A 25,592-nucleotide genomic window follows, 5' to 3' on the forward strand; every position below is an offset into this window, starting at 1 on the left:
AAATGTTATTCAACCCATCGGGTATACACGACGAGACGCTTTTCGTGCTCTTTTTTTCTGCGATCGTACTTTCCAGTACATGTGATCAGATTCAACTGTTTTTCAGGGCTGTCACCAAATATTTTGTCCAAAGGAGCTTCTTGCGTATAATAAGATTGAACCTCCAGGACCTCGTATTTCATATATTGGTTGTTCTGGTCAAACAAAAAAACAAAAGCACCTGGTTTCAGATGTTTGAGTGGGTAGAATATGGCTGGACCTGTGTAGTTGTCCACATGACCGGCAACAATTGCATTTCCGTTTTCTCCCGGCAAAACTCCATCTGCATATAAGCCTGCCACCTCACTGGACTTGGGTGCTTTCAGTTGTCCATCCTCTGAAAGATGAATAGGAATAATTGAAGTACTCAAATGAACCGATGGAATGCATAAACGGACCGGCTTCTTCATGACCATGGTTTGGCGAATCTTTGTTTTTATCTCGGTACCAGCACCAATGTGATCGTTAAGAGCTGTTATTCGGAAAGCGGTCTGTTCCTTCAAGCCATGTGCTGGAGATAAGATCAGGGACATGATAATTACATAAATGACAATAGCGGCTAATGAAGTGTAGTTTTTCATGCGCTTCTCATCCTTATTAATAAATTAAAGAACAAGAGAAAAGAAAATAGCTTTTTTCTTTTCTCTTGTTACTTTTTTTACTCGCTTACACCGCCATATCCTGTTTTGGGAAGGGCTTTTGGTGTAACGCTTTTCGCATGGATTTTATGCTCTTTGCTGACCGATTCCTGATGTAACTTGTGTTCCTTGCCTTTATGCGATTTCATGTGCATCTTGTGTTCTGCCTTATGCTCTGCTTTGTGTATGGATTTCTCCATTTTGTGCATTGGTTCAGTTGCAGCGGATGCAGATGCACCAGATGCACCAGATACAGCCAGCATTAGGCAAGCAGATAGAGAAACAATGGTTGCTTTATTCATACTTGAATTCCTCCTTGTGGGTAATTTGCAATGCAGAATTTAATATCCCCGAGTCGCGCATGATTATGGATTGTATTTTTTGACAGCTATTGTGGAAGTAGTCCATGTCAATCGTGAATGTTGTAAAGTTGAATTACGAGTGACGCAAATGGGTGATGAGTGATTTTGCAAAAAGTTGTTCACGAATGTGATTTTTTGCTGTGATTATGCGGGAGATCATTTGTACAATTAAGGGGATCATATTATAATAGGATTGGTTAAAAATCGCTCTAATACGTATTCAACCAAGTGGAGGCACATTTATTTTGAGCCAATCAAATCGAAATCGTCATCAATATCCGCGTGGACCGTTGGCATTGATGAGAGGGGTGTACAAATACACCATTCCGGAAACGCGGAAGGAATTGGATGGATGGCGTGCCCAAGCTGAAAAAATTCCGAATGAGGAATTGCGCAATCAGGCACTGGCCAGTCTCAGGGACAAGCAGTTCCACTGCGAAGGCGGGACCGTTTATGCTTTACCTGATTTGCCGAACAGGCACATTCTGATTCCACTGATCGTTTCATATCAGACTATTAGTGATTATTTGGACAATCTGTGTGATCGCAGTACATCGATGGACCCGAATGACTTTCGGCTTCTCCATCAATCTATGCTTGATGCGGTAGATCCCGAAGCAACCCCTGTCAATTATTACGCGCTCCGTGAGGAGCAGGATGATGGTGGATACCTAAGGAATCTGGTTACCTCATGTCAGGAGCTGACTCGTCAGCTGCCAGGTTATGCATCCGCCAAGCCTCAAATTCAGGATCTGGCAGGCCTATACACGGACCTGCAGGTATATAAGCACATCAAGCCGGAACTGAGAGAAACAGCATTGCTGGAATGGTGGTCGGAACATCGCCACCGCACACCTCAGTTCCGTTGGAACGAATTTGCCGCCGCAACCGGCTCTACGCTGGGCGTATTCATGCTGTTTCTGGCTGCGAGTGATGAACAGCTGACAGAAGAGCAGGCGGCTTCGATCCACACTGCCTATTTTCCTCATGTATGCGCACTGCACATCATGCTCGATTATTTAATCGATCAGGATGAAGATCGTATCGGAGGAGATCTCAACTTCTGCAATTATTATGAGAATGTGGAGACAATGCTGGACCGAATTGCTTTTATTGTGGAGATGGCCCGCAGTGATGTGCAGAAGATTCCGGGAAGTTCGTTCCACCGGATGATTATCGAAGGACTGCTTGCCATTTACCTGTCTGATCCCAAAGTCAGCGAACAGCAGGAAGTTCGCGTCGTTTCCAAGCGTTTGATGAAGAATAGTCCGATGACAAGAGTATTTTTCTTTATCTTTAGCCGCTGGATTCGTAAGCATATGTAAGTCAGGCGTGATTTGGTGGGAGCCTGAAGTGAAACTAGAGGAGGAAGAAACATCATGACAGCAGTAAAGAAAATCGCAGTTTTAACGAGCGGTGGTGATTCACAAGGGATGAACGCGGCTGTTCGTGCGGTTGTTCGCAGCGGACTGTTTCACGGTCTCGAAGTGTACGGGGTTCAACGTGGATACCAGGGGCTTTTGAATAACGATATTTTCCCAATGGACTTGCGGAGTGTAGGGGATATCATCCAGCGTGGGGGAACGGTTCTGCAATCGGCACGCTGTAAGGAATTCTATACCGCTGAAGGTCAGCAAAAAGGTGCAGACATTCTGCGTGCACGCGGCATTGACGGCCTGGTTGTTATTGGTGGGGACGGTTCATATAACGGCGCCAACAAACTGAGCAAGTTGGGCATCAACACGATGGGTCTTCCGGGAACGATTGATAATGACGTTTCTTTCACCGATTACACGATCGGATTCGATACAGCAGTAAGCGTAGTAGTAGATGCAGTTAACAAATTGCGCGATACCATGTCTTCACACGAACGTTCTTCCATCGTTGAAGTCATGGGTCGTCACTGTGGCGATATCGCTTTACATGCAGGACTCGCTTCGGGTGCAGAAACAATTCTTGTACCGGAAGTTCCGTTTGACATGGACGAAGTGGCAGATCGCATGAAAGCCAACTTTGCACATGGCAAACGCCACAGTATCATCATCGTTGCTGAAGGTGTGGGTAAAGGTGAGGATGTAGCGAAAGAACTGATGGAACGCTGCCCAACATATGAGCCACGTGTAACTGTCTTGGGTCACATTCAGCGTGGAGGTACGCCAACTCCGTTTGACCGTAACCTTGCCAGTCGTTTGGGAGATTTCGCCGTACGCAGTCTGATCGCAGGAGAGACAGACAAAGGTTGCGGTATTATCAAGGGTGAGCTGACCCTGACCGACATTGATAAAGTTGTTAATACCAAAAAAGACTTCGATATGGAGACTTACCAGCTTGCACAGCGTTTGTCCCAATAATCAAGTCATCACCAAAAGTTAAAATCAAAGGAGCACAGCCCGTTTTATCACGGGCTGTGCTCTTTTTGTTATATTTCCATTATTTGTTTTCAGCCAAACGTACCGATGCTTGTTTCTGCACAAGGAACAATCTCCAGAGAAGCGCTGTTGCTCCAACGGCGAGGCCAGTAATGAGTCCAACCCAGTATCCAAATGCACCGAGTGAGGTATACGTAGCCGTGATGTAGCCGACAGGTAGACCGATGATCCAGTACGCAACAAACGTTATAATCAATGCAGGATTCACGTCTTTGTAGCCCCGAAGTGCTCCCTGTGTTGGGGTGGCAATGGCATCAGAGATTTGAAAGAAGATGGCGTAAATCAGGAAATGCTGTGTCAAAGCAATAACTTCACGATCATTCGAGTACACGCCCGCAATTTGTTCCCCGAATACCAGTAATACCACAGCGGTTAACAGAGAAAGCCCAATGGCACCTCCGATACCAAGGAGACTGTATTGCTTTGCATCTCTCACACGCCCTGCACCCGCCTCATAGCCGACAAGAATCGTAAGGGCCATACATATGCTCACAGGCAGCATATACAGCGTAGAAGCGAAATTCAGGGCCGCCTGGTGTGCAGCAATCGTAATGGTGTCGAACCGGCTCATTAATAATGTAACTGCTGCAAAGATAGAGGTTTCAAAAAAAGTAGCGAAACCGATGGGAACGCCGATCTTGAGCAGCTCTTTCCATTTGTTCAATGAAATTTTGGGCATTTTTCGAAAAATCCCATATTGGGCAAAGGGCTCAATCCGGTGTACGAAAAAGAGGCTGAGGAGAAAAATGAGCCAATATGTACTGGCAGTAGCCACCCCTGCTCCGACACCTCCCAGTTGGGGAAAGCCCCAGCGTCCAAAGATAAGCAAATAGTTCAGAAAGATGTTTACAGGCAGCGAAACCAGCGTAATCATCATGGTGATCCGTGTCTGGCCCAGTGCATCCATAAAACTGCGCAGCACAGTGTAGCCGAAAAGGGGGATAACCCCAAAAGCCAAAGCACACAGAAAATAGAAGGCGACTTGGGCAACCCGCGGCTCCAAAGGCATTCCGTTTAGAATCGGACTAAGCAGCAATGTGCCTGCTGCAAGAACGACGATTCCGACCGCCACACCGAGATATAAGGCTTGAATGACGCTATGACCGATCTTGTCGTTATGCTTTGAGCCGAGCAGGTGGGAGACGACAGGTGTAATGCCAATCAGTATACCACTTAGTCCTGTTTGCACCGGCAACCACAGACTTGTGCCAATGGCAACACCCGCGAGATCAGCCGGGGAGAACTTGCCTGACATATTCGTATCGAAAAACGACATCGCAGATAGGGCAATTTGTGTTGTAAAGATGGGTAAAAATATAATCAGAAATTGCTTTACTTTTTGAGAAAAACTGGTGGTGGTCATGTTCACTGGCAGTGCCTCACTATTCTTAAGAGTTATCACTAAACTGTCATGTACGGACAGCTATTTATTGTAGTGGATTTTGAGCGATTTGAATAGGGAGGGGGGGATGTGGTTGTGCGGAAGGTAAGGTTAAGAGAGTAGTAAAAAACCTCGCTCCAGATGAGGACGGAACGAGGTTATTGGAGTAAACTGAACAAAAATAAGAGTGCATTATTTATAGTTTACGTCTGGCGTATACCGATTGGACGCATTCCAGAGCAGGTACTCATTCACATTCATGTCCTTCATCGCACGAATTTGGTCCTCTACCTGTTTTTTACCGTATTTGATGTAATGTCCACTGCCTAGCCAGCTTGCGGTAAAGTCCTGAATCCATGGGCGGATAACGGGTTTTAGCTCTTTGGTTGGATCAAGTTTCTTATGTGTATCTTTCATGGAGCCTTTGATGGTTGTATAGGGATCTTTGTCTGGGTCCTTTACACCGTACCAGCCGGTGGAGTAGTGACTTGGGTAAACCATCGGCGAGATGACATCCACGTTTTCAGATATCTTCACAAAATCCTGTCCAATACCTTCGGCTGCGGGTACTGAGGCCGCGTAACCGAATATATCAACCGAGACTCGGACACCCAGCGGTGCCAGCTCCTTGCGTGCATACTGCACGAATTCGGCTACAATGTCGACCCGGGACTTGTCGGACTTAGTGTATTTTAATGCGTCTGCACGTGTTTCAAAACCTTCCGGAAAACGAACATAGTCGAACTGAATTTCTTTAAATCCCAATTTAGCAGCTTCCTTGGCGATCTCTATGTTGTAATCCCATACTTCCTTGCTGTAGGGATTCACGAAGCTGTCGCCTTTGCCATTGGCCCATACAGAACCGTCCTTGTTGCGGAAAGAGATCTCCGGATTTTTTTTGGCGAGAATTGTATCCTTGAATACAACGACTCGTGCGATCGGGTATACATCATGTTTTTGCAGACGTTTCATCAAGGCATCCATATCACGGATAAAAGGCTGAGATTTGCCCATTTTCTGTAACGTCTTGTTCTCCGTAGGGTAAGTTATGTATCCAAGATCGTCTTTGATATCGATGACCATGGAATTGAGCTCTGTGTTATCCATTAGATCGAGTAATGATGTCATGCGTGCGCCACCGGCGCTGTAAGCCGTCACATAAATGCCTTTGACAACGGGTGCATCAGGCTGTGGGTCAATTTTGGCAGGCGGGTTATCCGCATCAATAACGATCTGATCTTTTTGAGATTGAATGATGGCCGTGTTGAAACTGTTCGTTAATGATTGAAAAGGTTGATTCCCTTGATCCGCAGTAGCTGGTGTACCACTGAAGGTTCCCCACGCCATAGCCAGTAAAGCCCAAAACAGGTTCATTCATTTCCACTCCCCTATGTGCATTCCATGTTTGAATTATACAATAAAGCCTCTGGGCTTTTAACCATATTATTCAAGGGATGAAACACATGGGAAAAATGAAAACCGCTTCCTGTTGAGGGTAACCCCCACAAGAAGCGGCGTGATCAATCTAAAAAAATTATTGAATGTAAATCTCATTTTGATGCTCACAAATACTGTACTGAATGATTTCCATTGCGTCTCCCTGTTCCAGGATGCCCAGCCCATCCCGGAGAACAATCAGTGAGTCGAGCTCATTCGGTTTTAAGAAAGGGAGCATTTCCGGGCACCATCTGTTGACGATTTCAAACAGTTTTACCGTTTCCATATCCACAATAATCACCCTTCCCTACTCGAATTCCAAAATGGTAAGTCATTCGGCGCGATTCGGAAAAGCACATGGTTCTGTGAAATTGAAGGGTACATCCTGCTATACAACATATTTAGGAGCCGTACACCGTTATTATACCACAATGTTTAGAATTGTTAACCGTACATCTGTCTCAACTTCGGCGGAAAGAGCCCATAACTCCAACCGTTTCCACAATATTAACAAAAGCGTTCGGATCCGTTTCCTTGATAATTCGTTTGATTTCAACGAGTTCGTAGCGAGTAGTCACTGTCATTAACATGTCCTTTTCGATGTCTGTATATGCTCCCTGGGTTTTGATTTTGGTGACCCCACGAGGGCGAACAAGCAATTTTTTCAACATCGCTTCGGTTTCATTGGTAATGATGTACAAGGTGACTTTGACATGGCTGATGTGAATCAGATCCAGCACTTTGCCTGTGATATAGATCGATACCATGGAGGCAAGCGCGATGTTCCAGTCATCATTCAGATACCCTGCTAGCATAATAATGGCTCCGTTCATGCCAGCCATTACCGTACCAATCGGGAAATCACGATTACGGGTGAAAATGGAACCAACAATGTCGAGCCCGCCCGTCGAGCCGCCGACTCGGAAGGAAACTCCTGTACCTAATCCCACTAAAACACCGCCAAAAACACAGCTCAGAAGGGGATCTGTTGCCACAGCAAAAACAGGCAGAAGCCCGATGAACCATGAAGTGGCTGCTACCGAAACAATACTTAATGTAATGAAACGTCGTCCAAGAATAAACCAACCTGCAATGAGCAGAGGAATGTTTAGAACAAAATACATTATACTAAGATTCAAATTCGTAAAATAGCCGAGAAGCATGGAAATACCGGATACCCCGCCGCTGAGAAGCTGATGGGGAACCAAAAACCAGTTGAAGCCGCAGGCAATAGCTGCAGCACCCAATACGATCACTAAACAGTGCCAAACCATTTTGGGCAATTTAATCACCTCATTTATATTTAAAACCAGATTGCTGGTAATCTTGAATTGTTTTGTGATATAATGATTTGTGGATATTCTTGAGTAGGAAACTTTTTCCAAATGGAACGATAAAATTTGAAATGTTTCAAACGCATGTATGTAGTTTTAGTCTTATGTTGGGGACCCATTCACGAATTATGTTCGTTTGTGAAAATAATTCGACTTGATGGGATAACCTATAAATATTAACGCTACTTAAGAATACAGACAACAAAGTGGATTGTCCACCATGTCCACCATATAGAAGGAGTATGAATAATTTTGACAAATTTAAATTTCACAGATTTCAATCTTGAACCACTGGTGCTGCAAGCGATCACCGAACTTGGTTTTGAAGAGGCAACTCCGATTCAATCCAAATCAATCCCTCTTGCTCTTGAAGGAAGAGACTTGATCGGTCAAGCTCAAACGGGTACTGGTAAAACCGCTGCATTTGGTATTCCATTGATCAGCAAAATCTCCAAAAGTGATGAAAAAATCCGCGCCCTCATTATGGCACCTACACGTGAACTCGCGATCCAAGTTGCCGAAGAAATCGAAAAACTCACCCGCTTCAAAGGTTTGCGCTCCCTGCCAATTTACGGAGGACAAGATATCGTTCGTCAAATCCGTGCACTGAAAAGAAAACCACAGATCATCATTGGTACACCAGGACGTCTCTTGGACCATATCAACCGCAAAACAATCAAACTCGATGATGTACAAACTGTTGTATTGGATGAAGCAGATGAAATGCTCGACATGGGTTTCATGGAGGATATTCAATCCATCCTGAAACAAGTTCCAGACGAGCGTCAAACGATGCTGTTCTCAGCAACAATGCCTCCTAACATTCAAAAATTGGCTCAACAATTCTTGAACAACCCTGAGCACGTTTCCGTGATCCCTAAACAAGTAAGCGCGCCTTTGATTGACCAAGCTTACATCGAAGTGCCTGAGCGTCAAAAATTCGAAGCACTCAGCCGTTTGTTGGATATGGAATCTCCTGAATTGGCGATCGTATTCGGACGTACTAAACGTCGTGTTGACGAATTGGCTGAAGCTTTGCAAAAACGTGGATACTCTGCTGACGGTCTTCATGGTGACTTGTCGCAAAACCAACGTGATACAGTAATGCGTAAGTTCCGTGACGGCAGCATTGATGTACTCGTTGCAACTGACGTAGCTGCACGTGGACTCGACGTATCCGGCGTAACTCACGTTGTGAACTTTGACCTTCCGCAAGATCCGGAGAGCTATGTTCACCGTATCGGCCGTACAGGTCGTGCGGGTAAAGAGGGTGCTGCATGGTCCTTCGTTACTCCGCGTGAGATCGACCACCTGCACTTCATCGAGCGTGTAACACGTCACCGTATTCCTCGCAAACCACTGCCAACAATGGCTGAGGCTGTAGAAGGAAAACAACGTTTGACAGCTGAGCGTTTGCTCGAAATCGTACAATCTGGCGAACTGAACGAATACAAAGGTATCGCGATTCAAATGCTTGAGCAATATGATTCTGTTCAACTGTTGTCGGCTGCTCTGAAGCTCCTGACAGGTGACAAAAAAGATGCTCAAGTTGATCTGACTCCTGAAGATCCGATTCGTGCGAAACGTCGTAAACCAGATGTTCGCTCTGGCGGACGCAAACCATCTGGTTACAGCGGCAACCGCAGCAGTGGTGGTGGCGGTGGTTACAACCGTGATCGCAACAGCAGTGGCGGCGGACGTGGTGGATACAACCGCGATCGTAACAGCAGTGGTAGTGGAAGTGGAAGCAGAGAAGGTGGTTACAACCGTGACCGCAAACCACGTCCAAGCAACAATGAAGGACGTCGTCCTGCCAAAGATTCTTCTTTCGAATAATATACAAGTGTGAACTGGAAAATGGAGCAGGGCGACTGCTCCATTTTTTTATGTGCAGATTATGCCAAACCAGTATGCTGGTGATCTCTTTTCGGGAAGGGCTGGCTTTTCCTATCTATAATAAGGTATATTAATATTATTAGAATTAAGGCTAGACGCAAGGCTGCGGAGGAGGAGAATTGTTTGGAATTTAAAGGAGCTATGGGTGGGATCTACCGACTTACAGAGTGGATTACGAGACTGGCCGCAACCAATCTGTTGTGGGCTATTTGTTCGTCTCCGTTCTTGTTTTTCTTGTTTATGAAACTGCTCGTGATGCAGCAGAATCTGGCTAACGAATCACTACAAATGAACTGGGCTATAGCCATTGTGGCACCGCTTACACTATTCCCGGCGACGTCAGCGCTGTTTACGGTTGTTCGTAAATGGAATATGGGTGATACGGACGTGCCGATCTTCCGTACTTTCTTTGTAGGTTACAAAGAGAACTACAAACAGAGTTTAGTTGGAGGCATCTTCTATACGTTGCTGTTTGCCATCATGTATCTGGATTACACAGTATACATGACACAATTCAAGAATATGCAGCTGGTCGGAATTATTATGCTCGTACTGTTGCTGCTGCTGTTTGTTTCTCTCTTTAACTTCTTCTCGATGGTTGTGCACTATCACATGTCGATCGGAATGATTATCAAAAATGCGGTTCTATTGACGCTGATTAGACCATTCCGTGTATTTTCCACGTTGCTGGGAAGCGGATTGTTGTTCTATATCGGTTTTCGTTATCCGGTCTTGTTCATCTTCTTCATTATTAGCATTGTTGCCTGGTTTGCTTTCTTCAACTTCTACGCTACGTTTAATAAGATGCAGGAGCAGATGGAAAAGATGCAGCTGAAGAAAGAAGAAGAGGAAGCTGCAAAAGCCGCTGAACAGGCAGGGGAGTCTGTTGAGACAATAGAGACGGCTGAACCATCTGAAATTAAGCCATCTGACGAAAAGCAAGATAATATCCAAAAATAAAACATGAGCTGTCACCATTTACTTTTTACACAGTTAGGGATATAATAATTGTACATCCTGCGATGTACGTTTCGGTTATTCGTTGTTTTGAACCAATGATGATGTCTTCGGGAGATCAAATACAGAATGTTGCTGAAACGCCCTGTCTATATGACATGGGGACTTCAAAAAACATTTTTGCGGCCACCCACCTGCTAAGCAGGTTCATAAGACAATGTAGCCGGACGGCATAGGCGGGTTCCTATTTTATCATGTACAGCACCCTGACTCTTCCTCTAATCCAGGAATTTCAGGGTGCTTTTTATTTGAGCTTATTTTGTTGATTTGGCTGTATTTTGTTAAAAGTGTCGCTTGCCCTTTTGTTACTACATGAACAATGTTACACTAGTATACATAAATGGAACGGTTACATTCAAAGGAGGAAGGGTCTTGACCTTAAAGAGAACGCTCGTCGGTATCATCCGCAGCATGGAGGGAACCAGCGATCGAGCCAAGGATCCCAAATTAAAAACACGGTATTATAACTTATCCAAAGACAGAGCCTGGGAAGAGGTTTCTTCGACACTCAAAAAGATTCCGGGTTATAAAGTATTGCATGAAGTGCCTTCTGTGGGAGAGGTCATACTGGAGAAGCGGACTACCTTTGGACGGACGATGGATATTACGGTTTCCATTATATCGGTAAGTCCTGTACGCAGTGCGGTCGATATGTATTCGGCTTCACGTGGTTCACTGGGAGATCTGGGTTCTAATTATCGCACGATCATGAACTTGTTCTCCGTATTGGATAAGAAGCTGAGTAAGTATAAGTCAAATGATTGAAATAGATGGGTGAATAACAAAAAGCGAGAGAAGGTTAACCTTCCTCGCTTTTGTTCTGAACGTGAACTACTTTTACAGCAAGGCTTTTACAGCGGAAATCGCTTGCTCGAAGTTAGGGGAGTCTGTCATTTCAGGCAGATATTCCACATATGTAATTCGGTCTTCAGCATCCACCACGAAGATGGAGCGCATGTCCAATTGGAATTCTTTGATCAGAACACCGTAGTCTTCACCGAATGAACGAGCTTTGTAATCGGACAGTGTTACGACGCGGTCAACTCCGGCTGCTCCGCACCAGCGTGCTTGTGCAAATGGAAGGTCAACGCTTACTGTCAATACGACAACATTGTCTCCAAGATCTCCTGCTTCAACATTGAAACGACGGGTTTGAGCATCGCATACGCCAGTATCCAGTGAAGGAACAACGCTGATTAATTTGATTTTACCTGCGAAGTCTTTCAGGGATGCATCTTCAACCAGGTTTTTACTTAGTGTAAAATCGGGTGCTTGATCGCCCACTTTCAACTCGGGTCCGATCAATGTAATAGGGTTGCCTTTAAAGGTGGCTGCGCCTGTACGTTCTTGTGCCATAATAATGTTCCTCCTTATAAGTTGGTGATCCGTGCCAAAATCCATTATAATCTTTTATGAAAGGCATTGTCCAATTCGGACGAAGGATCATTAGAATGGGTCAGACTTAAAGGCCGATCTGAACAGGGTGGAGTGAAAGCAGAAACGTATGATATTTATAAGGTATGAGAACTGGAAAAGTTATTTAAAATTTTTCCCTTTGACGTCGATTCTTTTAATTGCCAATGTTGTTATGTTTATTGTGTTGAGTTTGAACGGCGGTTCCACTAACAGTATGACGCTGCTTAAGTTTGGAGCTCTTGTTAACCATGAATTATTTGCAGCAGAATGGTGGCGTTACATTACCTCGATGTTCCTGCATGCTGGTTTCAGCCATTTGTTGTTTAACAGCTTTGCTCTCATTGTATTTGCACCACCAATGGAACGGTTACTTGGTTCGGTAAGATATGGTGTGTTGTACTTGGGGGGAGGCATCTTGGGCAACATTCTGGCTGTTGCGTGGTATAACTCGGTTGGAGCAACGACAATTTCAGTGGGTGCTTCAGGAGCAATCTATGCAATCTATGGTGCGTTTCTGTATGTGGCTTTGTTCCAGCGGACAATGATGGACGAAACGTCACGTAAAACGTTGTATACACTGCTTGTATTCGGAATTATTTTTTCCTTTGCGATGACAGGCATTAACTGGATGGCGCATTTGGGTGGGTTGTTAGGTGGATTTTTCATTTATGGACTTCTCATCCGCTTGTGGAAACCTCGTAGCTTTAAGCAGTAGTCGGTTTGATCTGAAGACGGAATGCAATCAAGGATAAGTAGGGTATAGCAGATTGGAGAGATCAGGGGCAGTGGAATTAAGACAGTTGCATTACTTTTTGAAAGTGGCACAGAAGGAGCATGTTACGCAGGCGGCGGAGGAATTGCACGTAGCGCAGTCTGCAGTGAGTCGTCAGATTCATCAGCTGGAGGAAGAACTGGGAGTGGACCTCTTTATGCAAAAAGGGCGAAATCTGCAGTTGACCGCAGTTGGGCAGCTCTTTTGCAAACGGGTTGAAGGCATATTAAAAGATCTGGACAAAGCGGTCGGGGAGGTTCATGAGTTTCTCGACCCGGAGCATGGTGAAATTCGTATCGGTTTTCCTCATAGTCTCGGTATTCACTTGATTCCTTCGGTTGTAGCAGCGTTCCGTCAGCGTTATCCTAACGTTAAATTCAGATTCAAGCAGGGCATGTTCCCGACGCTCATTCGTGATGTGTTATCGGCTGAAGTGGACTTGGCGTTCATATCTCCATTTCCGGAGAAGCACGACCAGGTGGATGGAGACATTGTGCTTACGGAAGAACTGCATGCAATCCTTCCGCCTAATCATCCATTGGCCGGTGAAGAGAGTATTGCGTTAGAACAGCTTAAAGATGATAAGTTTGTATTATTCAGTAAAGGCTATTCTTTGCGTCCGATTGTTTGGCACGCGTGCCTTGAAGCCGGGTTTACGCCCAAGATTGCTTTTGAGGGTGAAGAGACTGATACCATTCGTGGACTGGTTGCCGCTGGCATGGGTGTGAGTTTGTTGCCGGAAATGGCACTTTTCCAGACGAATCCGCTGCAACCGGCGCATGTAGCCATTTCTCATCCAAAAGTGACGCGTACAATCGGGTTGATCCATCGTGCAGATGACAAGCTTCCGCTTGTTGCGCAGTCATTTCGTTCATTTTTGCTTAATTATTTTGGTTTACAGCAAAACAATACCCCATCCGATTAACGGTGGGGTATTGTTTTTTGTTTGTGTATTCAATTAGTCCCGGCTATTAAAAATTCCGATGTAACGAATCAGTTCCAGCAAGGAGATAAGTGCTGCTGCTACATAGGTCAATGCTGCGGCGTTGAGTACTTTGGCAACGCCTCTTTCTTCTTCATTACGGATATAACCTTCCGATACCATAATCTCTCTTGCGCGGTTGCTTGCATTAAACTCAACCGGCAACGTAATGAGCTGGAATGCAACAGTTACGGAGAAGAAAATAATACCAATGCCGACTAAGTTCATTGCATTAAAGATGATTCCGGCAATGAGCAAGAAGGGTGCAAGTCCGGATGCGAAATTGACGATTGGGAAAATCCGGTGACGTAGTGCCAACATCGGATAACTTTCCTTATGCTGGATTGCATGGCCAACTTCGTGACATGCAACAGAGACAGCCGAGATTGAATTTTCATAATATACAGGCTCAGACAACCTCACGACACGATTGATTGGATCGTAGTGATCGGAGAGTGCTCCACGCACGGGCTCAATAGGAACGTCGTGTAGGCCATTAGAGTCCAGCATGTGACGGGCAGCATCATACCCGGTCATTCCATTTAGGTTTTTAACATCTGACCAACGGTTGAAGGTACTCTTAACGCGAAATTGCGCCCACAAGGAGAGCACAAAGGCGATAATGATCAAAACGAACATACCGTTATTAAAACTCATATTCATTCCTCCGCTTTCAAAATAATAAGCTACATCATGGTGTTCTCAAGCAAGATCTTCAAGGCTTCCATCGTACCAGCACTTTTGGCGAGCAGTCCGGCCATCATCTTACGTGCTTGTACAGGTTTCATCTCGCCTAGCAGCGGTTTAAGCTCATTTACCTCTCGCTCAAGCTGTTGCACATGGAGCTCCAATGTTGTCAGTTTGCTGGCAACCTGTTCTTCCGTGCTCACCATACTCCACTTCTCAAGAGATTGCTTAATCTCGTCGAGACTATACTTCTCTTGTTTCATGTGTACAATACGTTCGAGCCTGGTTAAAGTTTCATTACTATAAAGACGATAGTTTTTTTCTGTGCGCTCTTCAGGAGCGATGAGACCGAGCTTTGTGTAATAATCAATCGTCCGTTCGCTCACACCTGCAGTTTTGGCAAGTTCGCCAATCCGAAACAATTTCATATCCCCAATGATATTCACCTCGCTTGCAAGTTCAAATGTAGGGAATTGTAGATTCCAGTTGCGGCTTTGCATAACCCGCCCAATTTTTTTCTTACTATTAGTTATGATACATGATCTTTAACCATACAGTCAAACGTTACGCTTTGACGGCTGTCAGGTTGCGTTTCTATATCTATGTGCTCATAGGACATGAATATGTACTTAAGTGCAAGAAAAAGACGTAAGACTTTATTCCCAGAAATATTTTTCATTTTTGCTGAAAATACTCTTGTCAACTTTCCTGTCTTCTGCTTATAATGGCATTAAGAGTTTCACGATATGTGAAGAAACTTAACATAAGAGGGAGTGGGGTATATGAGAAAGAAATGGTTGGTTTCGGTGTTAATAATGCTTACTTTATTGGCTTTTCCGGTCAGCGCATTTGCAGCTGCGGAGGGGCCGACTAACATCGAACTTCAAAGCGGTCTGAACTCAGCCTTTACGTTTCTGGCTGTTGTGCTGGTTTTCCTGATGCAAGGGGGATTTGCTTTACTTGAAGCAGGTTCGACTCGAATGAAAAACGCAGGACATATTGCGGGTAAAACAATCCTGACATTGGGAATATCGGTTATTGCCTTCTGGGCTCTTGGCTTCGGTCTTGGTTTCGGTAATGGTAACAGTTTCTTCGGAACAACTGGATTTTTCCTGAGTGGGGACGGAATGGCGGCTTCGTTCGAATCATTGGCCTTCTCTGATGTTCCGCTAACAATTAAGTTTGTATTCCACCTTGCCTTTGCAGCAGTATCCCTGGCCATTGCCTGTGGCGGTATGGCTGAACGTGCAAAGATGAGTGTATATATCGTTTTCGGTACGCTGTATACCATTATCATGTATCCGGTTGTTGCTCACTGGGTATGGGGCGGCGGCTGGTTGGCTGAGCTTGGTATGCAAGACTTTGCAGGTTCAACGGTTGTCCACTTGACGGGTGCAACTGCTGCACTGGTAGCTACCATCTTGTTGAAGCCGCGTATCGGAAAATATAACAAAGATGGTAAACCTAACATCATTCCAGGTCATAACCAAGTTTACTCCGTACTCGGTGTAATTATCCTTTGGATTGGATGGTTCGGTTTCAACCCAGGTAGTACATTATCTGCCATGGGTGATGGATTCTTCGGTTATGTTGCATTGACTACAAACGTAGCTGCGGCTGCTGGTGGTGTTGCGGCACTGTTGATCTCATGGGCTGTATTGGGTAAATCCGATATTCCTAGTATGCTGAACGGCGTGCTTGCGGCACTCGTTGCCATCACAGGTGCTTGTGCTTTCGTAGAACCATGGGCAGCGCTGGTTATTGGTGCTCTGGCAGGTATTATCACATTCTTTACTGCTCAATTCTTTGAACGTAAAGGAATTGATGATCCAATCTATGCTTTCTCTGTACACGGTATTGCCGGTATGTGGGGAGCGATCTCCACAGGTTTGTTCGCAACACCGGAACTTGCTGAGAATGCAGGCGTAGGTCAAGCGGGTCTGTTCTACGGTGGTGGTTTCCACCAACTGGGCGTTCAGCTTTTGGGTCTGGCAGGCGCATTTGCCTTCGTACTGATTATGTCCTTCATTATTCTTGGTGGTATGAAAGCTGTCATGGGAATCCGGGTAACGGAAGAAGAAGAAACGATGGGTCTGGATTTAAGTGAGCATGGTACTTACGGGTACCCTGAACAAATGAAGAATGTAGAAACTAAATCCAATGGCGGTACGTTCAGCTCCTAAGAGGAATGATTGCTGAATCATGCTTCAAGGAGGCTGGACATGATGGAACCCATCCCGTATATAAATCAATCCTGGTCCTATCAGGGAATAGATGGTGCGGCATCTTCTCAAGAACTGCGCCAGGCACGTGTGATATTGCAGAATGAGCTCCAGGAACTGTTGTCCGCTTCCTTGTCGCCGATTGAATGGTACCAGACGGTAAATGAACTGCATGACCGGATTGCTCGGCGGGCAGTGGAGTTATGCATCCAGGGGATGGTAGAGGAAGGCTTAGGCCGACCTCCCGTCCCCTATGCCTTTATCGTTTTTGGCAGTTCCGGCAGGCAAGAAGCGACGTTATGGAGTGATCAGGATAATGGCATGATTATCAGTGATATCCCACATGAGGGAAAAGAGGCATATTTTGCCGAACTCGGACTTCGAATGACTGACATGTTGGAGGCACTTGGTTACGCCAAATGTGAAGGTAAAGTGATGTGTTCAGAGCCTTTATGGAGAAAAACACTGGAATCATGGAAGGAACAACTGAAAGCATGGGGATCGGACCTGTCCTGGGAGCCGGTTCGCAATCTAATTATTGCTTCTGACATGCGTTTTGTTGCGGGTGAGCCTGAGCTTGCGGAGGAATGGATTTATGCATTTTACGAAGGGTTCAGATCGGTTCCTGAGCTTTCCGATGCCGTGCTGCGCAATACCGTTAAACACAAGGCGACACTGAACATCCTCGGAAGGGTAGTGACCGAACGATTTGGTGAACATGCGGGTGGATTTGATGTGAAATATGGCTTATATATTCCGCTAGTGAACAGTGCGCGTTTTCTGGCTTTGCAGCATGGTATCAAAGAAACGTCCACACTCAAGCGGATTCAGAGGTTGGTCTCACTCGAAGCAGTTCCACTTACTCTGCTGGACGCAGCTCAGCGTGCATTTATGACGGCTTTGAAGCTGCGACGCAGTACACCCATTGTGGTCAAACAAGGGTTGCAGCATAGCGGTGGTTACCTGAATGAGAAACAGTTGAAGGAAAAACAAATGCTTTATGAACTCCGGGATACGTTAGGGTTGGTGCGGCGAGTACATCGTGCGCTGCAAAGACAACTTCGTTTTGCAGAAAGGAGACGTCCATGAGAGAGCCGGCAAGGGGCAATACTGGATTCTGGAATTCGCTGCGCCAGGGAGGGGTTCCTTCCGCCATCGCTTCCATAATGGGAGCCCCTACGGCGCAACATATGGCGTTTATCCGTTCGATGATGAGAGAACAGCGCAGACCCGAGGTGTTGCACACGCCCTTGAATGAATTGAATGCTGTCGTATTCGATCTGGAAACGACAGGCTTCTCTCCCCAGCATGGGGATGAGATCCTTTCCTTTGGGGCGGTGCGTATTAATGGGGGTGTGATGCTGGAGAATGAGCAGTTCTACACGTTGGTTCAGTCCAAAGTGTCCGTTCCGGAACACATTACCGAACTGACGGGAATTACACAGGAAATGACCATAGAGGCTCCGTCACTCCTGGAAGGCTTGCATGACTTCATGTCTTTTGTTGGCGGAAGTGTACTGGTTGCCCATGCAAGCGCGCATGATCGGGCTTTTCTGAATGCGGCATTGTGGCGGACATCCAAAGTAAGGTTAACGCACCGGCTCATTGATACGATGATGCTGGCACGTTGGCTTGAGCCGAGTAGACCTGGTTATGGACTGGATGAATTGCTGGAATCCAAAGGCATTCCCATCTATGGGCGCCACCACGCTTTGGAGGACGCTAAAATGACTGCGCAGCTATGGTCCTGTTATCTGGAGGATATGTCTCGCAAAAATGTAGAAACATTGGGTGATCTATACACTCAGTTAAGTCACGCATAGCCGGGCGAGCTGTAAGCTGTATGGTTGGACATGGCTCATTCTAACGCTTGAAGCAACATTTGAATGAATTTGAAAACCATTTAGAAGCATCTTTGATTGTGTGTCAGCTGTAAAATCTGGTGAGCCTATAAAATAGACCTGGAGTAGTCCAGCGAAAATCGGTAGGTTTCGCAGATCCTCATTGGAAGGTACGGGAGTGGATCTAGGGTGGGAGTGAAAGAGCCCGATAAGTTGCGGCTCATTGAACACACATCGGATCCATTCTGCATCTTCCAATGCGAAATGGTGCAGCGGGTCAGGCGCTACGTTACGAATGGGCTGAAACCGACTGATTCGTATGCCGCCCGCTGCGGCTTCACCCAGCACAACCCCGCAGGCTTCCAATGGCAGCGAAGCGAACATGTACTTAGACATCTCCTGCTCTACGGAGGAAGGGATGTAGAAGGTGTTTTGCTGCCCGTGAGGTGCTGCCATTTGTATTCACCCCTCTCTCTTTGGCTCTTGCTTCGGCAGGAGTCCTTTTTTATTTTATTTTGTGTGACCCGGATTGTAAAATTTTAAAGGAAAAGGGTACAATATGAGAGAGAGCTTGAAATATCTCACATGTTAGAAGGACGTAAATCTCAATATGTTTGATTATACAAAAGGGTGGCTGGTCATGAAACGAAATATATACATACTGCTGGGTGTTGTATTGCTGGTGAGCATTGCTTTGGCTCAAAATGCAGACAACGGAATCGCAGCCGTGTTTAAGCAAGAGGAGCCGATGCCCACGGAGACGGGCCCGAAAGCGGGTTTACTGGCACCAGCGTTCTCTTTGCGAGCTATGGATGGAAAAACCTACTCTGTAGGCGGAGCCAAGGAAAAGGCCATCTTCGTCAGTTTCTGGGCATCCTGGTGTGAACCGTGCAAGCAGGAAGCTCCTGCGCTCAATACATTGGCAGCAAAATACAAGGATAAAATGGACCTCTATGGTGTGAATGTAACCACGTACGATAAAATCAAGGATGCCAAAGCTTTTGTAGATGAATACAAACTGATGTTCCCTATTCTGCTTGATGAAGACGGAACAGCATATGCCAAATATAACGGTTTAGCTTTTCCGACGAATGTACTGATTGATTCCCGAGGAGTCGTTCAGGAAATTATCTTGGGGATTTTGCCAGAGAAAGAGCTGGAGCGAAAAATCAAGGAGTTAATTGTGGATTAACCAAGCAAGAAGCTAGCCAAGTCAGAAGCAAAAGCGCCTGTCTTCCAATGTTTTTTGGAGAAAGGCGCTTTTTTATTTTCCGGGAAATATGCATTAATGGTTGCTTAGACCGTGAGCTGGAATATTGACTACATCAGGCTCGTCCTGCAATTTTTCCTGAAGAAGGGCATAACGGAAACTGTGTACGAGAGCTTCCCAGCTCGCTTCAATCACGTTCTCGGATACACCGACCGTATTCCATGTGTTTTCTGTGTTTTTGGATTCAATTAATACACGAACTTTCGCGGCAGTAGCATCTTTTTCATCCAGAACACGTACTTTATAGTCGGACAGATGCATGTTGGCAAGGGAAGGGAAGTATTGCACAAGTGCTTTCCGAAGTGCGTTATCCAGTGCGTTGACCGGACCATTGCCTTCAGCTGCGGTATACGCACTTGTTCCGCCTACGTTAAGTTTAACAAAGGCTTCCGAAACAACAGACTTTCCAGCCGCTTTTTCAACAAGCATCTTGAACGATTCAAAGGTAAACAATTCTTTCATGTCACCGTTGGCTTCTCGGATCAACAATTCAAGAGAGGCATCGGCGCCTTCGAACTGATAACCCTGATGTTCCAGATCTTTGATTTTCTCAATGATCTGACGTGAGTTGGCACTGCTTGGATCAAATTCAAGACCCAGTTCCTGTGCTTTGGACACAATGTTACTTTGTCCGGCCAGTTCGGAGACGAGCACACGTTGTTTATTACCAACCAACTCAGGAACGATGTGTTCGTAGGTCCGGGAATCACGAAGGATGGCAGAGACGTGAATACCGCCCTTGTGAGCGAAAGCAGCATTTCCGACATAAGGCTGGTTGATTGGCATATTTACGTTGGCAATCTCACTAACATAACGGGCAACATTCGTGAGCTGTCTCATCGAATCCTCAGAAACGCATTCATATCCAAGCTTCAGTTGCAGGTTAGGGATAATCGAAGCCAGATTGGCGTTGCCACATCGCTCTCCATACCCGTTCATTGTACCTTGAACCTGTCTGGCACCAGCTTGTACTGCGCTTAAGGTATTGGCTACAGCAAGTTCACAGTCATTATGTGTATGAATGCCCAGATGGGCTTGCGGAAGCCGTCCAGCGAGTTTAGATACGATCTCGTACACTTCATGCGGCATCGTTCCACCGTTGGTGTCACACATCACAAGCCAGTCTGCTCCAGCTTCATGGGCTTTGGTCAATACAGCCTGTGCATATTCTGGATTGTGCTTAAATCCATCGAAGAAATGCTCTGCATCAAAAATGACTTCCATACTGTTTTGTTTCAGATAAGCAATGGAGTCGTAGATCATGGACAGGTTTTCTTCCAAAGTGGTCTGCAAAGCAGTGTGCACGTGGAAATCCCACGACTTGCCTACCAGAGTCGCTGCCTGAGCACCGGATTCGATCATGCGCTTCAAGTTGGCATCTTCACTGGCGATGCTGCCTTTACGACGTGTACTGCCAAAAGCGACAACCTTCGCGTTCAGATTCAGTTCCTTAACTCTTTTGAAAAACTCAATGTCCTTGGTGTTGCTGCCTGGAATTCCGCCTTCAATATAATGAGCACCCAGGTCATCGAGCTTCTTGGCAATTTTGAGCTTGTCATCTGCCGATAAGCTGACTCCCTCCCCTTGTGTGCCGTCACGTAAAGTCGTATCGAAGATGGAGATGGCCTTTGACATGAAGATCCTCCTTTAAGATGAAGCGCTTTTTTGGAAAGTTTAATGGTGTGTTTAAAAAACATATTAGAATGTTGGTGACGAATCCTTCGATTCTGTACCGCTACACTGTATTAAATTCAAAGTGTAGATTTGTCCTAAAATCGTGAATTTGTATAATTAATTATTATAGCACCATTATCGCCAAATGCTACATCGAATTCACCATTTGGTGTAACAAATGATGGATTGTAGAGTAAAGTGAGCTGTAAACGTAGTCTTGTAATATGTTATGCTTCATCTAAATACAAGTATTCCAGGATCGAACATGGCTTCAAATTTTGTCTTTATAAATGGAGGGGAAAGAATGAGCTTTGTTTGGGAGAATATAATTATTTCACTCATTATAATCGCTATTATCGTTGTTGCCGTGTGGGGTATCATTCGATCGATCGTAAAGGCTCTCCGAAAATAAGGCGACATAAATGATTTTTACATAAGGGATTTTGATATAATAGAGTAGAGATAACATTTAACGGAATTGTGTATACGAAAGGGCGGTGGTGGATCATGTCTTCAGACCAGACGCATAACAACATAAATGTAGATCGATATTATCCTACCGCCGGTCGAGTGATTTTGCATGTCGATATGAATGCTTTTTATTGCTCTGTACATGAAGCCGAGGAACCGGAATTATATAGAGGAAAAGCGACGGCCGTTGCTGGCAGTAGTGAAGTGCGCAAAGGTGTCATAGTAACTTGTTCATACACAGCTCGAAGAAGAGGTATTTCTACAGGCATGGTTGTTCATCAAGCATTGAAGAAATGTCCTGACTTAATTGTGATTCGTCCGGATTTTCATTTATATCGTCGGTATTCGAAAGAATTCATGAAAATAGCTTACAGTTATACACCGCTGCTTGAAGCGACCTCAATCGATGAGTGTTATCTCGATATTACGGGGTCCAGACAGTTCGGTACACCGCTGGAAATTGCGGAAAGTATTCAGAATAGAATCCGGGATGAGCTGGGAATGCCTTGTTCAATCGGAATTGCCCCAAACAAACTGCTTGCCAAAATGGCTTCTGATTTGAAAAAACCTAATGGCATTTCGATTTTGAGGATGAGGGATGTACCTCAAATATTGTGGCATAGACCTTGTAACGAGATGTTTGGGATCGGCAAAAAGACAGCGGAAAAGCTGAAGAAACTGGGTATTGAAACCATAGGACAGCTGGCCAAATCAGACGAACGGATGTTAACCGATGTGTTTGGAATTAATGGCTCCTGGTTAAAAAATTCAGCAAACGGCATTAATGATTCAGCAGTTCAGGCTGAACGTGAAGCGAACAAATCGATTGGACACACGACAACATTACCTGCGGATATATCTGAAATGGATGATGTACATCGGGTGTTACTGAATATAAGTGACCAGGTTGCAAGACGATTGCGCAAACACGAAATGCTCAGTCAAGGCATTCAGATTACGATTCGTACACCGGATATGAAGACAATTACGAGATCGCGGATGATGGAGGTGCCTACTGAAGATTCCTCGATCATATACCGGGAGGCCTGTGCTTTATTTGCAAAACATTGGGGCGGCGGGAAGCCTGTTCGTATGTTGGGTGTGACCCTTCAAACCCTAATTCCACGTGAGGAGTCGGCGATACAGCTTGATCTGTTTGAATATGAGCAGAAGCCGAAGAAGGAAAATCTGATTCGCATCATGGATCAGTTACGTGACAAATTTGGCGAAAATGCTGTCGTTACTGCTGGCATGCTGGGGGATGATCCTTCCGTATTACTGCGCAATCATAAAGTCCGAGGAACATCGCTGCAAAAAGATAATTTGCAAAGTCTCGATTAAATAGGGCATAATGGAGTCTTGAGGCTGTTAAAATTATTTGTAATAACTCTTACTTTGTATTAATATGTTTCTAGATAAAAATACTGTACGTTTTTGAATAATAGGAGGAGAGATTGGTAATGAGTAAATTTACTTGGGTAGAAAAAGATACATGTATTGCGTGCGGAGCATGTGGAGCAACGGCGCCAGACATTTATGATTATGATGATGAAGGTTTGGCAGAAGTAATCTTCGATGGAGATGCCAACCAAGGGATCAAAGCAATTCCGGATGACTTGTTCGACGACATGCAGGATGCTTGTGACGGCTGCCCTACGGACTCCATTAAAGTTGCGGATGAACCTTTCAACAAAGAAGGTTAATTCCTTTCATATGAACATACAAAAGCACATTCTTCTGTCTTTGGGACAGTGGGGTGTGCTTTTTTTGTCGAATATTGAGGTTTAGATCCGGGTACTCAAGTCCTATGGATTTCTTGTCATCATTTGCCGATATATATATAAACGGAAAAAGGCGAAATGATGGAGGATCGGATGCAAAATACTCACCTACGAACATATGTAAAGAAACATCCCGATAATAAAATGGCCTGGTATTTACTCGGTAAGGAATATTTGGCTGAAGGGCAGGAAGCCAAAGCGAACTATTGTTTTCAACAGGCGGGTGAAGTCTACGAGGCTTTCGAGCGAAGCAAGGCACCGGCAGATATATGGGTGGATTATCAGGAGAAGCTGGTTGAGATGGCTGAGCAAAAGGAGAAAAAACATCGTGTTCGCAAGATGTGGCTCACCCTGCTGATGCTGCTTGTACTGGCAGGATTACCACCTGCGGATGCTCCTGGTTTCAATCGTGATGCAGCCGAGGCTTTGGCTTCAGCTTTGGAATCGACGGACGATTCCATGGATAACGAGTCAGGGAATAACCCGAAGGGAGACTTGGCTCTTGTTGCAAACTCCAATGTGTTTACAGCTGGAGCATTCGGTGGAGGCAACCAGGGGGAGGCTGCACTTGCAGCTGCATGGTCGGGTTCTGGTGCGAAAGTGCAGACATCGGCTGTGCTTGGAATGGAGGTCGCAGATAACTGGACATTATGGAAGCGAAACATGGAGGTGAAATATATCGTTCAGACGAACAGCAGTGGCAAATTAACGGCACAGAGTTATGATGCCAAACAGTGTAACTGTGAACCACCGGAAGTATCACCGGAGATCAAACGCCTGGCACAAGCCTGGACAGTCAAACAGGAATCCGCGGCAGCTCTGTCGAGTGCAATGATTACATATAAGAAACGAAACGGAAACTGGCCGAAAAGTGTTGCGCAACTTGCCCAGCCATTTCCAAATAATATTCTGGGTGAAACTGCACCTGGCATGACCGGGATGTTTCCGGCACTACTAGCCATGCATCAACAAGGGCAAATGGGAATAGGAAAAAACACAGCTAAGGGAACACATGAAGGTTCAGATTTGCCGGAAGGCAAAAACGCTGCATTTGTGGATACGTTAGGCGGAAAGCCTTTTTTGCAGGATCGGCTTGAGATCATCGTGGACAAGAGCAGACACAAGCTTGCACTGATTAGTGGCGACACCATTATTCGAAATTACGAGGTGGGGCTTGGGGGAGATCGCACTCCAGAGGGTTCGTTTGTCATTTCAGACAAAGTTGTAAATCCCAATGGTCGTTCCAATGGCGAATTTGGAAGTAGGGGCATGCAGCTATCGGACACGAATTATGCCATCCATGGGACCAACGAGCCAAACAGTATCGGGCTGGATGAATCCCTTGGATGTGTGAGAATGAATACTGAAGATGTGGAAGAGCTATTTGCTCTTGCTCCTCAGGGAACTCCGGTACGCATCGGGAAAGATCTGCTGCCAGAGCCAGCTATGGTTCCAGAAGCGAAGGATCGCTACCGGTACACACTTGTTCCCAAGCAAAATAATCCGAATAAGACGTATCATTGGTTGAATTAAACGATAAACCAAATGATTCAGACCGAAGAGAACGTAAAATCCGTGCTGGATTGGTATGTAGATGCAGAAACAGTCGATTGAATCATTTACAGGTTGGCGATAATAATAAGCGCACCAATGATAATGATCAGTCCACCGACGCTGGCTGCGGTCCAGATAATGGCTTTCCGGTTGACTTCATCTTTCTTTTGCTGCAAAGTAGGTGGTTTGCGTTTGGGAGCCATGGGCTGTTCCTCCTTCATGGAATAAGGCTATATAGATGTAGCCATGCTCCCATTGTAAAGAATTCAACTCGCCATTTCCAGTAGGCGGGTGGATTTCTTGTGAGCATTTTGCATAATAGGATTCCTTCTGTCTATGCTCAAACTACTTTCCTTTTGAAGAAGAAACGGATAGACTTGTGTATAGAG

At 45.4% G+C, this 25,592-nt stretch carries 26 protein-coding genes and 1 other RNA gene; 15 read left to right on the forward strand and 12 right to left on the reverse strand.

The window, feature by feature from the left end; genetic code table 11:
* Positions 1 to 5: 5 nt before the first annotated feature.
* A complete protein-coding gene (locus tag RS891_RS10100; protein ID WP_113052782.1) occupies positions 6 to 620 on the reverse strand; it encodes a class F sortase in 615 nt (204 codons plus the stop codon).
* Positions 621 to 697: 77 nt separating this feature from the next.
* On the reverse strand, positions 698 to 979 hold the full coding sequence (locus RS891_RS10105) for a hypothetical protein (RefSeq protein WP_113052781.1): 282 nt from the start codon (positions 977 to 979) through the stop codon (positions 698 to 700).
* 305 nt (positions 980 to 1,284) lie between these two features.
* Here RS891_RS10105 and RS891_RS10110 point away from each other — a divergent pair, with 305 nt between their 5' ends.
* Positions 1,285 to 2,364 carry a tetraprenyl-beta-curcumene synthase family protein gene (locus RS891_RS10110; protein ID WP_181586527.1) on the forward strand — a complete coding sequence of 360 codons (1,080 nt, stop codon included), beginning with the start codon at positions 1,285 to 1,287 and terminating at the stop codon, positions 2,362 to 2,364.
* 54 nt (positions 2,365 to 2,418) lie between these two features.
* Positions 2,419 to 3,390, forward strand: a complete 972-nt coding sequence (gene pfkA / locus RS891_RS10115; RefSeq protein ID WP_076292040.1) for a 6-phosphofructokinase — start codon at positions 2,419 to 2,421, stop codon at positions 3,388 to 3,390.
* 79 nt (positions 3,391 to 3,469) lie between these two features.
* Here the strand turns inward: pfkA and RS891_RS10120 are convergent, their stop codons facing one another.
* From RS891_RS10120 to RS891_RS10135, 4 genes are all read right to left on the reverse strand, one after another.
* A complete protein-coding gene (locus RS891_RS10120) occupies positions 3,470 to 4,831 on the reverse strand; it encodes an MATE family efflux transporter (protein WP_315796260.1) in 1,362 nt (453 codons plus the stop codon).
* Between the two features lie 210 nt (positions 4,832 to 5,041).
* The gene (locus tag RS891_RS10125) at positions 5,042 to 6,223 is read right to left on the reverse strand and encodes a putative glycoside hydrolase (protein WP_315795199.1); all 1,182 of its coding nucleotides are present in this window, start codon (positions 6,221 to 6,223) and stop codon (positions 5,042 to 5,044) included.
* A gap of 160 nt (positions 6,224 to 6,383) precedes the next feature.
* Positions 6,384 to 6,572, reverse strand: coding sequence for a hypothetical protein (locus RS891_RS10130; RefSeq protein ID WP_029880762.1), 189 nt, complete (start codon positions 6,570 to 6,572; stop codon positions 6,384 to 6,386).
* A 175-nt stretch (positions 6,573 to 6,747) separates the two neighbouring features.
* Complete coding sequence (locus tag RS891_RS10135; RefSeq protein ID WP_181586526.1) at positions 6,748 to 7,569, reverse strand: YitT family protein; 822 nt, start codon at positions 7,567 to 7,569, stop codon at positions 6,748 to 6,750.
* Between the two features lie 303 nt (positions 7,570 to 7,872).
* Here RS891_RS10135 and RS891_RS10140 point away from each other — a divergent pair, with 303 nt between their 5' ends.
* From RS891_RS10140 to RS891_RS10155, 4 genes are all read left to right on the forward strand, one after another.
* The gene (locus RS891_RS10140) at positions 7,873 to 9,456 is read left to right on the forward strand and encodes a degradosome RNA helicase CshA (RefSeq protein WP_090895601.1); all 1,584 of its coding nucleotides are present in this window, start codon (positions 7,873 to 7,875) and stop codon (positions 9,454 to 9,456) included.
* A gap of 183 nt (positions 9,457 to 9,639) precedes the next feature.
* Positions 9,640 to 10,476, forward strand: coding sequence for a YesL family protein (locus tag RS891_RS10145; protein ID WP_315795200.1), 837 nt, complete (start codon positions 9,640 to 9,642; stop codon positions 10,474 to 10,476).
* Between the two features lie 51 nt (positions 10,477 to 10,527).
* Positions 10,528 to 10,720: non-coding RNA, 6S RNA (gene ssrS / locus RS891_RS10150), on the forward strand.
* Between the two features lie 185 nt (positions 10,721 to 10,905).
* Complete coding sequence (locus RS891_RS10155) at positions 10,906 to 11,298, forward strand: DUF1499 domain-containing protein (protein ID WP_024629239.1); 393 nt, start codon at positions 10,906 to 10,908, stop codon at positions 11,296 to 11,298.
* Between the two features lie 72 nt (positions 11,299 to 11,370).
* Here the strand turns inward: RS891_RS10155 and tpx are convergent, their stop codons facing one another.
* Positions 11,371 to 11,889 carry a thiol peroxidase gene (tpx, locus tag RS891_RS10160; RefSeq protein ID WP_315795201.1) on the reverse strand — a complete coding sequence of 173 codons (519 nt, stop codon included), beginning with the start codon at positions 11,887 to 11,889 and terminating at the stop codon, positions 11,371 to 11,373.
* Between the two features lie 148 nt (positions 11,890 to 12,037).
* Between tpx and RS891_RS10165 the strand changes: the two genes are divergently transcribed.
* Both RS891_RS10165 and RS891_RS10170 read left to right on the forward strand, forming a co-directional pair.
* Positions 12,038 to 12,664, forward strand: coding sequence for a rhomboid family intramembrane serine protease (locus RS891_RS10165; protein ID WP_076292034.1), 627 nt, complete (start codon positions 12,038 to 12,040; stop codon positions 12,662 to 12,664).
* A 70-nt stretch (positions 12,665 to 12,734) separates the two neighbouring features.
* Entirely contained in the window at positions 12,735 to 13,646 is a 912-nt protein-coding gene (locus RS891_RS10170; protein ID WP_024629242.1) for a glutamate biosynthesis transcriptional regulator GltC, read from the forward strand.
* Positions 13,647 to 13,679: 33 nt separating this feature from the next.
* On the opposite strand, the gene RS891_RS10175 is transcribed toward RS891_RS10170, so the two are convergent.
* Together RS891_RS10175 and RS891_RS10180 are read right to left on the reverse strand one after the other, a co-directional pair.
* Positions 13,680 to 14,360, reverse strand: coding sequence for a zinc metallopeptidase (locus tag RS891_RS10175; protein ID WP_113052777.1), 681 nt, complete (start codon positions 14,358 to 14,360; stop codon positions 13,680 to 13,682).
* A gap of 29 nt (positions 14,361 to 14,389) precedes the next feature.
* Complete coding sequence (locus RS891_RS10180) at positions 14,390 to 14,818, reverse strand: MerR family transcriptional regulator (protein WP_076292098.1); 429 nt, start codon at positions 14,816 to 14,818, stop codon at positions 14,390 to 14,392.
* A gap of 354 nt (positions 14,819 to 15,172) precedes the next feature.
* On the opposite strand from RS891_RS10180, the gene RS891_RS10185 reads away from it, so the two are divergent.
* From RS891_RS10185 to RS891_RS10195, 3 genes are read left to right on the forward strand one after another with little or no spacing between them, the layout of a single operon-like run.
* The gene (locus RS891_RS10185; RefSeq protein WP_076292032.1) at positions 15,173 to 16,573 is read left to right on the forward strand and encodes an ammonium transporter; all 1,401 of its coding nucleotides are present in this window, start codon (positions 15,173 to 15,175) and stop codon (positions 16,571 to 16,573) included.
* Between the two features lie 33 nt (positions 16,574 to 16,606).
* Complete coding sequence (locus tag RS891_RS10190; RefSeq protein ID WP_397386943.1) at positions 16,607 to 17,701, forward strand: DUF294 nucleotidyltransferase-like domain-containing protein; 1,095 nt, start codon at positions 16,607 to 16,609, stop codon at positions 17,699 to 17,701.
* Positions 17,698 to 18,435, forward strand: coding sequence for an exonuclease domain-containing protein (locus tag RS891_RS10195; protein ID WP_113052776.1), 738 nt, complete (start codon positions 17,698 to 17,700; stop codon positions 18,433 to 18,435). Before RS891_RS10190 ends, RS891_RS10195 begins: the two co-directional genes overlap by 4 nt.
* On the opposite strand, the gene RS891_RS10200 is transcribed toward RS891_RS10195, so the two are convergent.
* Entirely contained in the window at positions 18,421 to 18,909 is a 489-nt protein-coding gene (locus RS891_RS10200; RefSeq protein ID WP_315795202.1) for a Mov34/MPN/PAD-1 family protein, read from the reverse strand. The genes RS891_RS10195 and RS891_RS10200 overlap by 15 nt on opposite strands.
* Before the next feature lie 184 nt (positions 18,910 to 19,093).
* On the opposite strand from RS891_RS10200, the gene RS891_RS10205 reads away from it, so the two are divergent.
* Positions 19,094 to 19,645, forward strand: coding sequence for a TlpA family protein disulfide reductase (locus tag RS891_RS10205; protein ID WP_315795203.1), 552 nt, complete (start codon positions 19,094 to 19,096; stop codon positions 19,643 to 19,645).
* 93 nt (positions 19,646 to 19,738) lie between these two features.
* On the opposite strand, the gene cimA is transcribed toward RS891_RS10205, so the two are convergent.
* Complete coding sequence (gene cimA / locus RS891_RS10210) at positions 19,739 to 21,358, reverse strand: citramalate synthase (protein WP_315795204.1); 1,620 nt, start codon at positions 21,356 to 21,358, stop codon at positions 19,739 to 19,741.
* A gap of 546 nt (positions 21,359 to 21,904) precedes the next feature.
* On the opposite strand from cimA, the gene RS891_RS10215 reads away from it, so the two are divergent.
* The 3 genes from RS891_RS10215 to RS891_RS10225 all read left to right on the forward strand — a co-directional run bounded on the left by RS891_RS10215 (position 21,905) and on the right by RS891_RS10225 (position 25,182).
* Positions 21,905 to 23,209, forward strand: a complete 1,305-nt coding sequence (locus RS891_RS10215; RefSeq protein WP_315795205.1) for a DNA polymerase IV — start codon at positions 21,905 to 21,907, stop codon at positions 23,207 to 23,209.
* A 119-nt stretch (positions 23,210 to 23,328) separates the two neighbouring features.
* Entirely contained in the window at positions 23,329 to 23,571 is a 243-nt protein-coding gene (locus RS891_RS10220) for a ferredoxin (protein ID WP_053783645.1), read from the forward strand.
* A 171-nt stretch (positions 23,572 to 23,742) separates the two neighbouring features.
* The gene (locus RS891_RS10225) at positions 23,743 to 25,182 is read left to right on the forward strand and encodes a L,D-transpeptidase family protein (protein WP_315795206.1); all 1,440 of its coding nucleotides are present in this window, start codon (positions 23,743 to 23,745) and stop codon (positions 25,180 to 25,182) included.
* A gap of 86 nt (positions 25,183 to 25,268) precedes the next feature.
* Here RS891_RS10225 and RS891_RS10230 read toward each other — a convergent pair whose 3' ends face one another.
* Positions 25,269 to 25,406, reverse strand: a complete 138-nt coding sequence (locus tag RS891_RS10230) for a hypothetical protein (RefSeq protein ID WP_162842436.1) — start codon at positions 25,404 to 25,406, stop codon at positions 25,269 to 25,271.
* Between the last annotated feature and the right edge of the window lie 186 nt (positions 25,407 to 25,592).

The sequence above is a fragment of the Paenibacillus sp. BIC5C1 genome (genome assembly GCF_032399705.1).
Lineage (GTDB): Bacteria > Bacillota > Bacilli > Paenibacillales > Paenibacillaceae > Paenibacillus > Paenibacillus taichungensis_A.

Excerpts from the sequence above, each read along its gene's own strand:
- RS891_RS10100 (WP_113052782.1), bottom strand. The coding sequence starts at position 620 with ATGAAAAACTACACTTCATTAGCCGCTATTGTCATTTATGTAATTATC.
- RS891_RS10105 (WP_113052781.1), bottom strand. The coding sequence starts at position 979 with ATGAATAAAGCAACCATTGTTTCTCTATCTGCTTGCCTAATGCTGGCT.
- pfkA (WP_076292040.1), top strand. The coding sequence starts at position 2,419 with ATGACAGCAGTAAAGAAAATCGCAGTTTTAACGAGCGGTGGTGATTCA.
- RS891_RS10120 (WP_315796260.1), bottom strand. The coding sequence starts at position 4,831 with ATGACCACCACCAGTTTTTCTCAAAAAGTAAAGCAATTTCTGATTATA.
- RS891_RS10125 (WP_315795199.1), bottom strand. The coding sequence starts at position 6,223 with ATGAACCTGTTTTGGGCTTTACTGGCTATGGCGTGGGGAACCTTCAGT.
- RS891_RS10130 (WP_029880762.1), bottom strand. The coding sequence starts at position 6,572 with ATGGAAACGGTAAAACTGTTTGAAATCGTCAACAGATGGTGCCCGGAA.
- tpx (WP_315795201.1), bottom strand. The coding sequence starts at position 11,889 with ATGGCACAAGAACGTACAGGCGCAGCCACCTTTAAAGGCAACCCTATT.
- RS891_RS10165 (WP_076292034.1), top strand. The coding sequence starts at position 12,038 with ATGATATTTATAAGGTATGAGAACTGGAAAAGTTATTTAAAATTTTTC.
- RS891_RS10175 (WP_113052777.1), bottom strand. The coding sequence starts at position 14,360 with ATGAGTTTTAATAACGGTATGTTCGTTTTGATCATTATCGCCTTTGTG.
- RS891_RS10180 (WP_076292098.1), bottom strand. The coding sequence starts at position 14,818 with ATGAAATTGTTTCGGATTGGCGAACTTGCCAAAACTGCAGGTGTGAGC.
- RS891_RS10185 (WP_076292032.1), top strand. The coding sequence starts at position 15,173 with ATGAGAAAGAAATGGTTGGTTTCGGTGTTAATAATGCTTACTTTATTG.
- RS891_RS10195 (WP_113052776.1), top strand. The coding sequence starts at position 17,698 with ATGAGAGAGCCGGCAAGGGGCAATACTGGATTCTGGAATTCGCTGCGC.
- RS891_RS10200 (WP_315795202.1), bottom strand. The coding sequence starts at position 18,909 with ATGGCAGCACCTCACGGGCAGCAAAACACCTTCTACATCCCTTCCTCC.
- RS891_RS10205 (WP_315795203.1), top strand. The coding sequence starts at position 19,094 with ATGAAACGAAATATATACATACTGCTGGGTGTTGTATTGCTGGTGAGC.
- cimA (WP_315795204.1), bottom strand. The coding sequence starts at position 21,358 with ATGTCAAAGGCCATCTCCATCTTCGATACGACTTTACGTGACGGCACA.
- RS891_RS10215 (WP_315795205.1), top strand. The coding sequence starts at position 21,905 with ATGTCTTCAGACCAGACGCATAACAACATAAATGTAGATCGATATTAT.
- RS891_RS10220 (WP_053783645.1), top strand. The coding sequence starts at position 23,329 with ATGAGTAAATTTACTTGGGTAGAAAAAGATACATGTATTGCGTGCGGA.
- RS891_RS10225 (WP_315795206.1), top strand. The coding sequence starts at position 23,743 with ATGCAAAATACTCACCTACGAACATATGTAAAGAAACATCCCGATAAT.
- RS891_RS10230 (WP_162842436.1), bottom strand. The coding sequence starts at position 25,406 with ATGGCTCCCAAACGCAAACCACCTACTTTGCAGCAAAAGAAAGATGAA.